At 66.2% G+C, this 12064-nt stretch carries 11 protein-coding genes; 7 read left to right on the forward strand and 4 right to left on the reverse strand.

Annotation, left to right across the window (positions count from 1 at the left end):
- Positions 1–34 precede the first annotated feature (34 nt).
- The 5 genes from B2V17_RS10875 (at position 35) to B2V17_RS10895 (ending at position 5002) form a co-directional block, all read left to right on the forward strand.
- The gene (locus B2V17_RS10875; RefSeq protein WP_292997536.1) at positions 35–1306 is read left to right on the forward strand and encodes a cytochrome P450; all 1272 of its coding nucleotides are present in this window, start codon (positions 35–37) and stop codon (positions 1304–1306) included.
- A gap of 1 nt (position 1307) precedes the next feature.
- Positions 1308–1469 carry a rubredoxin gene (locus tag B2V17_RS10880; protein ID WP_292997538.1) on the forward strand — a complete coding sequence of 54 codons (162 nt, stop codon included), beginning with the start codon at positions 1308–1310 and terminating at the stop codon, positions 1467–1469.
- A gap of 56 nt (positions 1470–1525) precedes the next feature.
- Positions 1526–2374, forward strand: a complete 849-nt coding sequence (locus B2V17_RS10885) for an alpha/beta fold hydrolase (protein WP_292997540.1) — start codon at positions 1526–1528, stop codon at positions 2372–2374.
- A 79-nt stretch (positions 2375–2453) separates the two neighbouring features.
- Positions 2454–4547, forward strand: a complete 2094-nt coding sequence (locus tag B2V17_RS10890; protein WP_292997542.1) for a DUF3857 domain-containing transglutaminase family protein — start codon at positions 2454–2456, stop codon at positions 4545–4547.
- A gap of 161 nt (positions 4548–4708) precedes the next feature.
- Positions 4709–5002, forward strand: coding sequence for a hypothetical protein (locus B2V17_RS10895; RefSeq protein WP_292997544.1), 294 nt, complete (start codon positions 4709–4711; stop codon positions 5000–5002).
- 129 nt (positions 5003–5131) lie between these two features.
- Here B2V17_RS10895 and B2V17_RS10900 read toward each other — a convergent pair whose 3' ends face one another.
- The 3 genes from B2V17_RS10900 to B2V17_RS10910 all read right to left on the reverse strand — a co-directional run bounded on the left by B2V17_RS10900 (position 5132) and on the right by B2V17_RS10910 (position 8127).
- Positions 5132–5983 (reverse strand): cupin-like domain-containing protein, encoded by an 852-nt coding sequence (locus B2V17_RS10900; RefSeq protein WP_292997546.1) that lies wholly within the window; start codon positions 5981–5983, stop codon positions 5132–5134.
- A 52-nt stretch (positions 5984–6035) separates the two neighbouring features.
- Positions 6036–7346: a chromate efflux transporter gene (gene chrA, locus B2V17_RS10905; RefSeq protein WP_292997548.1), complete on the reverse strand. Its 1311-nt coding sequence runs from the start codon at positions 7344–7346 to the stop codon at positions 6036–6038.
- Between the two features lie 97 nt (positions 7347–7443).
- Complete coding sequence (locus B2V17_RS10910; protein WP_292997550.1) at positions 7444–8127, reverse strand: energy transducer TonB; 684 nt, start codon at positions 8125–8127, stop codon at positions 7444–7446.
- Positions 8128–8315: 188 nt separating this feature from the next.
- Here B2V17_RS10910 and B2V17_RS10915 point away from each other — a divergent pair, with 188 nt between their 5' ends.
- Both B2V17_RS10915 and B2V17_RS10920 read left to right on the forward strand, forming a co-directional pair.
- Entirely contained in the window at positions 8316–8948 is a 633-nt protein-coding gene (locus B2V17_RS10915) for a glutathione S-transferase family protein (RefSeq protein WP_292997552.1), read from the forward strand.
- 30 nt (positions 8949–8978) lie between these two features.
- Complete coding sequence (locus B2V17_RS10920; protein WP_292997554.1) at positions 8979–10868, forward strand: LuxR C-terminal-related transcriptional regulator; 1890 nt, start codon at positions 8979–8981, stop codon at positions 10866–10868.
- A 50-nt stretch (positions 10869–10918) separates the two neighbouring features.
- Here the strand turns inward: B2V17_RS10920 and B2V17_RS10925 are convergent, their stop codons facing one another.
- The gene (locus tag B2V17_RS10925) at positions 10919–11716 is read right to left on the reverse strand and encodes a hypothetical protein (RefSeq protein ID WP_292997556.1); all 798 of its coding nucleotides are present in this window, start codon (positions 11714–11716) and stop codon (positions 10919–10921) included.
- Positions 11717–12064: the final 348 nt, after the last annotated feature.

Genomic DNA, 12064 nt, shown 5'->3' on the forward strand with positions numbered 1-12064 from the left:
ATGGAGCCCAAAAAGCACCAATGGAGAGTTTGCCGTGACCATTGCCGAAGACCTTGCCCGCACGATCATCGATCCCAAGGCCTATTCCAACCGCGAGGTAGTGGATGCGGCCTTTGCGCAGATCCGCAGCCAGCACCCGCTCGACAAGGCCGTGCTCGAAGGGATCGAGCCGTTCTGGGTGGTCAGCCGCCATGCCGACATCAAGGAGATCGAGCGCCAGCCCGAGATCTTCCACAATGGCGACAAATCGACTTTCATGACGACGATCGAGGGGACCGAGCGGACCAAGATGCTGACCGGCGGCGATCCCAACCTGATCCGCAGCCTGGTTTCGCTCGACGGGCAAGAGCACAAGGCGCTGCGCGGCGTGGTCTTTCCCCATGTCACCCCGCGCGCGATCAAGCCGCTGGAAGACGCGATCCGGGGGATCGCCCGCGAATTCGTCGATCACATGCTGAGCTTCGACGGCGAGGTCGATTTCGCGCAGGACGTGGCGTTCCTCTATCCGCTGCGGGTGATCATGACCGTGCTGGGCGTGCCGCAGGAAGACGAGCCGTTCATGCTCAAGCTGACGCAGGAACTGTTCAACAACGCCGATCCCGAACTCAACCGCGCCCGCGCCGAGCTGAGCCCGGAGGACATGCTCAAGAGCCTGTGGGAAACCACGATGGAGCTGGAGACCTATTTCAAGGCGGTGACTGAAAAGTTCCGGGCCAATCCCACCGATCAGATCAACAGCCTGATCGCCAATGCCAAGGTTGACGGCGAATACCTCAATCACCGGCAGCTGATGGGCTATTACATCATCGCTGCCACGGCCGGGCACGACACCACCAGCAATACCACCGCCGGTGCGATGTGGGCCTTGGCCGAGCGGCCGCAGCTGCTGAAGGCGATGCAGGACGATCCAAACCGGATCAACGCCTTCGTCGAGGAATCGATCCGCTGGGAAGTACCGGTCAAGCACTTCATGCGCAGCGCGGTCAGCGATTGCGAGATTGGCGGGCAGGCAATCAGGGCCGGGGACTGGCTGATGCTGTCCTACCAGTCGGCCAACCGCGACGAGGCGGTCTGGACCGATCCGTTCGAGTTCCGGATTGACCGCGAAAGCAACCCGCAGATCGCCTTCGGCTATGGCGTCCACGTCTGTCTGGGTCAGCATCTGGCGCGGATGGAAATGCGGATCCTGTGGGAGGAGCTGTTCAAACGTTTGAAGTCGGTCGAGCTCAGCGGGCCGGGCGAACGGACGATCTCCAACTTCGTCTGCGGACCCAAACACGTGCCGATCCGCTTCACGGTGAACTGAGATGCGCAAGTGGCGCTGCCGCAACTGCGGCCTGATCTATGACGAAGCGCTGGGCCTCCCCGATGAGGGGATCGCGCCGGGGACCCGGTTCGAGGACATCCCCGAGGAATGGTACTGCCCCGACTGCGGCAGCGAGAAGGAAGACTTCGAGCTGGTCGATTAATCGTCCGGTTAAATTCGTGCTTGACCCGGCGCTCTGCGACGGGCCAAGTCCCGGCCATGCACAGCGAGACTATCCGTATTCCCGTGGCCCCCGGGGTCGAAATTGCCGCCGATGTCGCGGGGCGGCGCGGGGCGCCGACGGTGGTGCTTGGCCATGGCGGCGGGCAGACCCGGCACTCGTGGGACAAGTGCGAACAGCAGCTCGCCAGCGCCGGGTACTTCGCGATCAATTACGACCTGCGCGGACATGGCGACAGCGACTGGTCGCCCGATGGCGACTACGGCATTACCACCCGCGCGCAGGACCTGATCAAGGTCACCGCGCAAGGATCTCAGCCCTATGCCCTGGTCGGGGCCTCGCTCGGCGGGATCACCGCGCTGATGGCGGCCTGCCTCGGGCTGGACCCGGCGGCGCTGGTGCTGGTCGATATCGTGCCGAAGATGTCGCCCAAGGGGGTCGCCAAGATCCGCGGCTTCATGATGGCCAATCCCGATGGCTTTGCCAGCATCGAGGAAGCCGCCGACGCGATCAGCGCCTATTATCCCGAACGGCCCCGGCCCAAGGACCTGTCGGGGCTCAACAAGAACCTGCGGCATCATCCCGACGGGCGCTATCGCTGGCACTGGGACCAGCGGATGATGACCGATACCCGCGCCGATCCTCGGCACATGCTCGACCTGCTCGACGCGGCCGACTGGACCGACCGGATTCCGACCCTGTTGGTCCGCGGCATGAAGAGCGACATTGTCGACGAAGACGGCGTGGCCGACCTGCGCCGCCGGATCCCGCATCTCGAGATCGCCGATATTCGCGGTGCGGGGCACATGGTCGCAGGCGACAAGAACGACGAGTTCAACGCGGCGGTGATCGAATTTCTCAGCCGGGTGATGCCGCCCGCCGGGTGATCGTGCCCCCTCGACAGCGCGCGCGAAATCCGTAAGCCTTGATCTGGCGGTGCCACTTCGCGCCGGTCAGGGGATAATGATGCGTTTGCCGAAACTTGCGCTGCTGCTGGCTCTGCTGCCGGCCACGGTCCTGGCCGATGCGCCGGGCAGCGTGTTCCCGCAGGTTTCCGCGCCTTCCAGTTCTGCCGCTCCGACCACGAACTTCGCCCGCCCGCTGGTTGGCGCGCCGCCGGCCTGGGTTGACGTGGCGCCCTTGCCCAAGCCGCCCAAGGACGCCGATGGCGCTGCGACGATCGATCTGCTCGGCGATGTCCAGGTCAAGTTCAACAAGGATGACGAGGTTACCTATTACGGCGTCGCCTGGATCATCGGCACTGCCGAGGGGCTCGATTCGGGCACGCTCAAGGTCGATTGGGACCCCAGCCTCGAGGTGCTGACGATCCACAAGTACCGCGTGCTGCGCGATGGCCAGCCGATCAACCTGCTGGGCGATGGCAGCGGGATCAAGGTGATCCAGCGCGAGACCCGGATGGAAAGCGCGATGCTCGACGGCCGGTTGACCGCGACGATGCAGCCCGAGGATCTGCGGGTCGGTGACGTGGTCGAACTGTCCTATTCGGTGGTGCGCAAGGACCCGGCGATGCAGGGCCATGCCCAGTACCTGGTCGGACCCAGCGACGGGGCGACCTTTGGCCGGTTCCGGGTCCGGATGCTGTGGGACAAGGACAAGCAGGTCCAGTGGCGGACCTTCCCGGGGATCCTCCAGCCCAAGCTGAAGAAGACCGCGCAAGGCACCGAACTGGTTGCCGATATCTATGACAGCACCGCGCCGCGCGCGCCCGAGAACGCCCCGCGCCGCTTCACCGTGGTCAACGCGGTCGAGGTGACCGAGTTCAAGGACTGGCCCGCCGTCTCGCGCCTGTTCGCGCCGCTTTATGCGCAGGCCGCGGCCCTGGCCCCGGCCAGTCCGATCAAGGCCGAAGCGGCCAAGATCGCGGCCCAGACGCAGGATCCCCGGCGCCGCGCCGAACTGGCGCTCAAGCTGGTGCAGAGCCAGGTCCGCTACCTGTTCCTGGGGATGAACGCCGGCGGCTTCGTGCCCGCCGCCGCCGACCAGACCTGGGCGCGCCGGTTCGGCGATTGCAAGGGCAAGACGGTGCTGCTGGTCGCGCTGCTGAAAGAGCTGGGGATCGAGGCCCGTCCGGTGCTGGTCCACACCGAGGAAGGCGATCTGGTCGGCGCGCGGCTGCCCTCGATGGAGGCTTTCGATCACGTGATCGTCGAGGCGAAGATCGGCGGGAAGAGCTACTGGCTCGACGGCACCCGGCTTGGCGACGAGCAGCTCGACCGGCTTGAGGTGCCGAACTACCGCTATGGCCTGCCGGTATCGGCGCAAGGCTCGGGCCTGGTCGCCCTGGTTCCCGATCCGCTGACCCGCCCGGCTACTTCGGTGACCCTGTCGATCGATGCCAGCAAGGGGCTTGATGTGCCGGCCCCGGCGACGGCCGAGATGCGCTTTTCCGGGCCGGTGGCTTCCGACGTGCGGCAGAAGTTCGCCGGCTTCTCACAGGCCGAGCGGACCCGCGAACTGCGCAAGCTGTGGCGCGAAAGCTTCGATGCGATCGCGCCGGGCAAGGTCGCCACCTTCACCGATCCCGATTCGGGTGACTTCGTCCTGACCATGACCGGCACTGCGCAGATGGAATGGACCGCCGACCTTGGCACCCGCTGGTACGAAGTCGATCGCTCGCGGCTCGGCTGGCGCTTCAACATCGCGCGGGAGGGTGACATCAACACCGATGCCCCCTTCGCCTTCACCTATCCCGACTGGTGGGCCAGCAAGGTCACGATTCAGCTGCCCTATGGCGGCAAGGGCTTCCGCCTGCAGGGCAGCGAGCCGGTCGACCGCACGGTCGGCGATCTCTATCAATTCCGCCGCAAGGTTTCCCTGCGCGACGGGGTGGTGACGATGGAAGCCGATACCCGCGCGCTGGCTCCCGAGCTTCCGGCCGACCGCGCGCCGCGCGCCCGCAGCGATCTGCTCGAACTGGCCGGGGCAGGGGTCTACATCCGTGCCCCTTCCGACTATGCGCCGACCGAGGCCGAGAAAGAGCGCAACCGCAAGTCGGACGAAGCCGAAGCCAAGGCCCGCGACAAGGCGCGGGGCAAATGAGCCTTGCCACGGTGGCTCTGACGGCCTGGCTTAGCCAAGGCCTCAGTTGAAGGTGCAAGCAGACCGTCCGATTTCGGGTGTTCGAATCGGATGGGATGTGTGTCTGAAATTGGGGTGAAGCGGACGTTGCGAAATCAAACATGGTAATGCAATAGTCAATTATGACCTATAATCGCGAAGATCAGATTGAGACCTACCAGAACCTTCGGCGTCAAGAGCGAAGTGGCTATGGGCGCTGGATATTACTAATCAAGGAACTGCGCGTGACTCATTACGCCAGCATTCTTGAAGCGGAGCGTTTAGCCTTTGCAAATCCTCATCGCCGTCGTTGGATAATGCGCGCAATAAATTCTAACCAAATCTGTCGCAAGCACGCTTTGGCCCATATTCGGCACAATGGTGAAAGTTCGTTGATCATCCACGATGGCGAAAGCTTCCGTTTCGACGTCCGGTAAGTTGTCGTGATCGGACTGGCTGCTTTTATCGCAAATATGCAGAATGCTGACATGCAAAGGCTGAGTTAGAGCTCAGCGCGTCGCTACGCGAAGAACGGGGGAGATCGATGCAGCTTGCGGCTGGATAATCTAGGCCGCGCCCTTCAGCTTCCGCATCGCCCGCCAGGCCAGCGCCTTGCCCCGGTTGCGGGCCGGGAACGGGCCGGGGCTGGCCGGGCGCAGGCCGACCTTGCGCAGCATGTGGTTGAAGGCGCGGGCGTCGGCCTCGGCGTAGGACCAGTCCGAACGCCAGGTGATTGAGAGCGAAACCGAAGGTTCGTCACCATTCTGGACCCAGTGCGGCGCTTTTACCGGCACGTGGATCGCCTCGCCCGGGCCGATCTGGATCGGGGTGCCTTTTGCGGCATAGCCATCGAACCAGGTCAGGTTGCGGTGGTGCAGGCCGAGGTGATAGCGCTCGTGGATATCGGCCGAAAACATCGCCTCGTCCTCGACCGGGAACAGGGTCATGGTCTTGTGGCCCATCACCTGCAGCAGGATGTTGTGTTCAGGATCGAAGTGGAGCGGGGTGACCGATCCGGGCGAGGTGATGAAGACGAAGCCTTCGAGCTGCATCATCGCCCCGGTTCGCGGTTCGACGATGTCAGCCAGCTGGCCCAGCACCGAGTGGAGCAAGTCGCGGTAAGCCGGGGCCTGCTCGATCCGCTTGAGCGCCACCCATGATCCGGCCTGGCCAATGTTGCGGATCGTCTCGGTGACGGTCAGGTCGCTCTTCGGCACGTCCTCGGGCCGGATCCCGATCGGCAACTGGCCCGGATTGTACTCGATCTCGTGCGCCGGTAGCGCTTCGGCCAGATCGGCCAGCGCATCGATGGTCAGCAGCGGATGGCCCAGCAGGTTGTGCTTCAGCTTGGCCGGGCTGGCCGGATAGGCCGCGGCAAAGGCTTCGCGGGTTTCGGGCGGAAAGACGTCGGCAAGCATGGACCAGTTCCCTCTGGCGATTCCTCCGCGCGGTAGCAGTGCCGGGTTAAAATCAGGTGAGAAGCGAAAGCGCCAAACCGCCCAGCGCGGCAATGGGCAGGACCCGCAGCACGCTCCATTTCGCGCCGAAGATCAGGCCGGCGGCAAGCGCAGCCAGCAGCGCCGCGCGCCAGTCAAGACTGGTCAGCAAGGGCAAATCGAAGGCCGCCGGCCCGAGTGTCACCCGCTTCAGTTCGGCAAACAGCACATGCAGCGCAAACCACAGCGCCAGACTGCCGATAACCCCGACAATCGCAGCCGTGATCGCGCTGAGCGCGCCTTTCAGTCGCTGGGCATGCTCAAGCCGCTCGAGCCACGGGGCAAGCGCGAAGATCCACAGGAAGCACGGCGCGAAGGTGACCCAGGTGGTCAGGCCCGCGCCGATGATCCCGGCGACCAGCGGCGTGAACGGTTCCGGCGCGCGGTAAGCGGCGAGATAGCCGACGAATTGGGTGACCATGATCAGCGGTCCCGGCGTCGTTTCGGCCAGGCCCAGCCCGTCGGCCATTTCGCCTGCGCTCAGCCAGCCGAAATCCTGCACTGCCTGCTGCGCCATATAGGCCAGCACCGCATAGGCGCCGCCGAAGGTCACTACCGCCAGCTTGGAAAAGAACGTGCCGATCTGCCACAGCACGTGATCGGGACCGAGCAGCAGGAATACCGCCACCATTGGCGCCGCCCACAGCGCCCCGCCAACCAAGATCGCGCGCAGCGTCTGCCCCCAGGGGCGCGGGGCGGTGGGCGGGGCCTTGCCAAGCGGCTTCAGCGCCAGCAGCGCCGGATTGCGCGCCGCTGCGAAGGCGCCGATCAATCCCGCACCGAGCACCACCAGCGGGAAGGGCAGGGCGAACAGCGCCAGACCCACAAACGCAACCGCCGCAATCGTTCGCTTCAGCGGCGAATTCAGCGTCCGCCCGGCAATCCGCAGCAAGGCCTGGACGATGATCGCCAGCACCGCCGCCTTGATCCCCAGGAACAGCGCCGCGAACCAGTCGAGCCGCGCGGCGTAGCCATAGAGCACCGACAGCGCGAGGATCGTCAGTGCTCCCGGGATAACGAACAGCAGTCCTGCGGCCAGCCCGCCTTTGGTGCCGTGCAGCTTCCAGCCGATCCAGGTAGCGAGCTGCTGCGCCTCGGGCCCGGGCAGCAGGTGGCAGAAATTGAGCGCGTGGAGGTACTCATCCTCCTCGATCCAGCCGAGTTCCTCGACGAATTCGCGGTGCATCAGCGCGATCTGGCCAACCGGCCCGCCAAAACTGAGGCAACCGATCCGCGCCGAAACCCGCACGAGCTGGGCAAATGAAGGGTGGGGTGTATCAGTCATCGGCTGCTACGCCAGACCATGCGCAGATGACCGCCGGATTACAAGCCAGATGCCCCGCCCGGTTCGGGCCGGGCGGGGCGCTGGCAGGATCAAGGCCTCATTCCTTGGGGATCTGCCAGCTGACCGAGCCCGAGAAGCTGCCTGTGGTGCGGGCGCCGGTCTGATCGGTGGTGGGTTCAAATTTGGCGCGGCGCTTGACCGTGTCGCAGGTTGCCTTGTCGAGCCCGGAGAAGCCGCTGCTGGCGGTGACCGCGCATTCGGTGACCTGGCCCTTGCTGTCGATGCTCAGGCGGTAACGGGTCACCCCTTCGTGCTCCATCCGCAGTTCCTGGGTGGGATAGTCATTGGTGGTCACCCAATTCTTCCACTGGCCCTTGGGCGATGCGCTCTTCGGCTTGAACAGCGGCTCGGGCGAGGGGACCGGATCGGGATCGCGCGGGAAGACCACTTCGCCCAGGCTGTCGTTCCCCTCGCTGCCGGTGCTGGTCGTCAGCTCCCCCGTGTTGACGGTGGTGCCGGGCTGGGGCGGGATCTTGATCTGGGTATCGGGGCGATCGATCACGCTCTTGTCCTGCTTGACTGTCTTGTCGACCGGGGGCGGGGGGACCGGTTTGGGCTTCGGTTCCTTGATGTCAAACGTGTCGATGATTGTCGGCGGGGTGATGGTCCCGCTGGCGGCAAGGCCGATCACCAGCGCGGCGGCCAGCCCGCCTTCGATCAGCAGAACGACCGCTCCGGTCCCCAGTTTGCGCCCGGTGGTGTTGGCGTCGGCGTAGGCCATGGCATCCTCTCCTTGTGGTCAGATCGCCCGGTGGCCGGTTTGCCCGAGTCGCGCCGTAGCGATGGCTTGATTGAATGTGATAGTATAACATGACTCATTTGAGTCAAGCGCTTTCCGTAACGTCATCCCTCGGCAGTGGCGCGGGGCCGCGACCGTGCTAGGCTCGGCCGGAACAAGGAGATTGCGCCATGCCGACGTTTTACGATTGCACCCCCGCTCCCAGTCCGCGCCGCGCCCGGATCGTGCTGGCGGAGAAGGGCATCGCGCACGAAGTGAAGATCGTCGACCTGTCGAAGGGCGAACAGCTCACCCCCGAATTCCGCGCGATCAATCCGGCCTGCACGGTGCCGGTGCTGGTGCTCGATGACGGGGCGGTGCTGACCGACAATGCCGGGATCGCCGCCTGGGCCGAAGCCGCGCAGCCGGCGCCGGCTCTGCTTGGCACGACGCCGCTGGAAAAGGCTGCGGTGGCCAGCTGGAACTCGAAGCTGGAGGGCGAGTGCTTCATGGCGATCGCCGAAGTGCTGCGCAACACCGCCAAGGGCATGAAGGACCGCGCCCTGCCGGGGCCGCACAATTATGCCCAGATCCCCGAGCTGGCCGAGCGCGGCCGGGCGCGTCTGCTCCACTTCCTCGACCGGTTCGAAGCGCATATGAGCGGTCGCGACTGGGTGGCTACCGATGGCTTCAGCCTGGCCGATATCACTGCCGGGGTGGCGCTCGATTTCGCCGGCTGGGTCAAGGTCGATGTCAATGAAGGCCGCCCGGCAATCGCCGCCTGGCGCGCCAGGCTGGCCGAGCGGCCGTCGTTCAAGTTATAGGGCAGGGGCAAGGAGCACCGCAGGTCGCGCATGATCGAGGGTGATCAGGGCAGGTTGGCCGATACCGCCGATCACGGGCTGCTGTCCGACGATTTCGCGCAGCTGGAGCAGGCGCTCAACACTGCGCTGGCGGCGGACAGCTCGCTGGGTGACAGCCCCGCGCCGACCGCGTTCCGCCCGGTTGCGATCTTTGCCGAGGCCTGGCTGGTCTGCGGGTTCGATGCCGCTGCGGCCGCGCTGGGCGATGACTGGCCCGCCGCGTTCACTCCCGAAGAGCGCGCCGAGCTGGAATGCGAACTGCCCGATCCCGGCCAGCGCCCGCTGATCCGCTTCCTCCACCCGCAAGACGCGAGCCCGGTTATGGTGCTGCTGCTGCCGGTCGGGCCCTATGCCCATTGGCCGATGGTGGCGCGATGGCTGGCCGGGCGGGGAAATGGAGCGATGCCGGGCCATGTCGCGCTGCGCCTCGCCGCGCTCGATCCCCGGCAGGACCGCTTCAACCGCGCCCGCTCCATGTTCCGGCTGACCCCCAGCGAGGAGCGGCTGGTCTGCCGCCTGGCCCAGTCCGGTACCCTGCGCGAAGCGGCGCGGCGCGAGGGGGTGACTTACGAGACCGCGCGCACTGCGCTCAAGGCGGCGCTGGGCAAGAGCGGCCACCCGCGCCAGCCCGCGCTGGTCGGCGCCGCGCTCAAGCTGGGCGCGCTGGACGAGTCGCTCGAGCTGGCCAGCGAGGCGCCGCTGCGCGAGGTCTTCGGCCTGACCGCGCGCCAGGCCGGCATCGCCCGGCTGTTCGCGCTGGGCCAGACCCGTGACGAACTGGCCCGCCAGCTCGGCCTCTCGGTCGAGACGGTCAAGAGCGAGCTCAAGGTGATTTACGCCACCCTGGGGGTCGGCAACGCCACCGCGCTCGCGGCGATCTCAGCCCAGGTCGGCGCGGCGGCGCGGATGCTGGCGGCGCAGGCGGTCGGCGGGGTTGACCTTGCCGCAAGCAGCGAGCCGGTCCGGCTGATGCCGCGCCCCACCCGCCCCGGGCGGATCGCCTTTGCCGACTACGGTCCGCCGGGCCGGATCCCGACCTTCCACCTCCACACCGCCACCACCAGCCGCTACCTCCCGCGCAGCTATGTCGCCGCGCTGCAGGCGGCCGGACTGCGCCCGGTCGCGATCGACCGCCCCGGCTTTGGCATGACCGAGATGATCGAAGGCAACCACTTCGAGCAGACCGCGCTCGATCTGCTCGACGTGGCGGACGCGCTGGGGGCAGAGCGGTTCAACGTGATCGCGCGCGGAGCTTCGCCGGTCGGCTGGCTGCTGGCCCATCACCGCAGCCGGGTCGAGCGGATGGTGATCACCAATCCCGAGCCGGCCCCCGCAACCGACCACCGGATGAGCGGGATCCAGGGCGCCTACAAGCGGGTGTTCTACAGCCTCCCGGCGCTGATCGTCCCGCTCGCCAACCAGCTCGCCAACCATGTCAGCGACCGGATGATCGAGCGGCTGATCGACAAGTTCCTCGGCGGCAGCGCGGCCGACAAGGCGGTGCTGGCCGACCCGGAGATGCTGCGTGCCCACATCCACGCCAACCGCCTCGCCGCGCTGCAGGGCGGGCGCGGCCTCGCCGCGGTGGGCATGGCCGAGCCGCGCGCGCTGATCCCGCCGATCGCCGACGGCAGCTTCATCACCGTGCTGTGCGGACTGCAGGACCCGATGTACCGGCCCGAGGATTCGCTGCCCCGGCTGGAGCAGGCCTGGCCGGGGATGACGGTGCGGCTGGTCGCCGATGCCGGGCGGCTGCTCCACCTCCAGCATCCCGAAATGATTGCCGCCGAGCTGACCAGCCGGTCGCGCATGGCGGCCCCCCGGCGGCAATCACGAAACCCGACAGAGGTGCGTCCTGCCTGCCCGGCTCCGTCCGCCTGATCTGACCGCAAACCCCGCGCCGGGCCATCCCCGTTTGGGGGGCGCTCACACTAAGCCTCCTCCGCGCCGTCCGCGCCGTCCGCGTCTTCGTCTTCATCTTCCTCGTCCCAGCTTTCGATCAGCGGGGTATTGGCCAGGCTGCGGTTGCGCATGTCGTCGATCATCCGGTCGATCGAATCGAGCACCTCCTGATGGCTCTGCTGGTCCTCGCCCGCCCACTCGGTCCGCAGCCGGTCATAGACCGGATGGCCCGGTTTGAGCGCGGCATAGGCGGCCAGCTCGGCATTCCAGCGCGCGGTCCGGCGCTGTTGCAGCAGGAACCGCAGCAGCGCGGTATCGTACTTGATCCAGCGCGCCAACACCTGCCCGTCGCGCACGTGAAAGCGTTCCTCCCCCTCGATCGCCCGCTCCAGCGCGCAATCCTCCAGCCGGGCGATCCCGCGGTCGATCGCCTGCTCCCACGCGGCAGAGAACTGCTCCGCCCCCGGCTGGTGCCGCAGCCGGTAGAGCGCTTCGAGCGAAGCCCCGATCCGCCGCGCCGCCTGGGTGACGATCCCGGTCGCCGCCAGACAGGCGATAAAGGCCCGCTGCCGGTCCGGCGTGATCGAATTGCGCCGCGGTGCCTTGTGCAGATAGGGCGCAAAGCCCAGCAGCGGATCGTCCGGATCGGGCGGCAGATCGGCAAAGGCGACATGCGAAGTGCGCCGCGAGGGGCGGGGGGAGGTGCAAGACAGCGCGGCAGAGCCCGCGCTTCCGCATTCCCCCCTCCCGCCAGCGGGAGGGGAAGGGGGAGGGCTTGTTAACGTACCGTTATGCGCCGGCGATTGTGGAGGGGTAACCGGGTCCACCCGAAGGCCCGAAGACCCCCGGCCAACCGCAACAAAAGCCGCCCCGATCAGCGGAGCGCCGGACGGGCGAGGAGGAGGAGAGGAAGACATCGGGCAGGGACCCTCGTGCAAGAACCTGTTGGATTCCCCTGCGGAGGGACAGCGTTACACGAGGCGGGGGTGTGTAGGAAAATGGTTTTGTGAGAGTCAATTTTCTGTTGCACGGAAACCGCAAGAAACCAGTACTTTCAGCTTTTTCCCCACGAGCGGATGGTCCCTTGCTGTATCTGCTTACGTACGATCTTTTGGGCATTGAGAAGGGCATGGATTGCCAACTCAATACCCATATCTAGGCTCAGGACTCATTGC

The organism is Novosphingobium sp. UBA6272 (assembly GCF_002440635.1).
Classification (GTDB): Bacteria; Pseudomonadota; Alphaproteobacteria; order Sphingomonadales; family Sphingomonadaceae; genus Novosphingobium.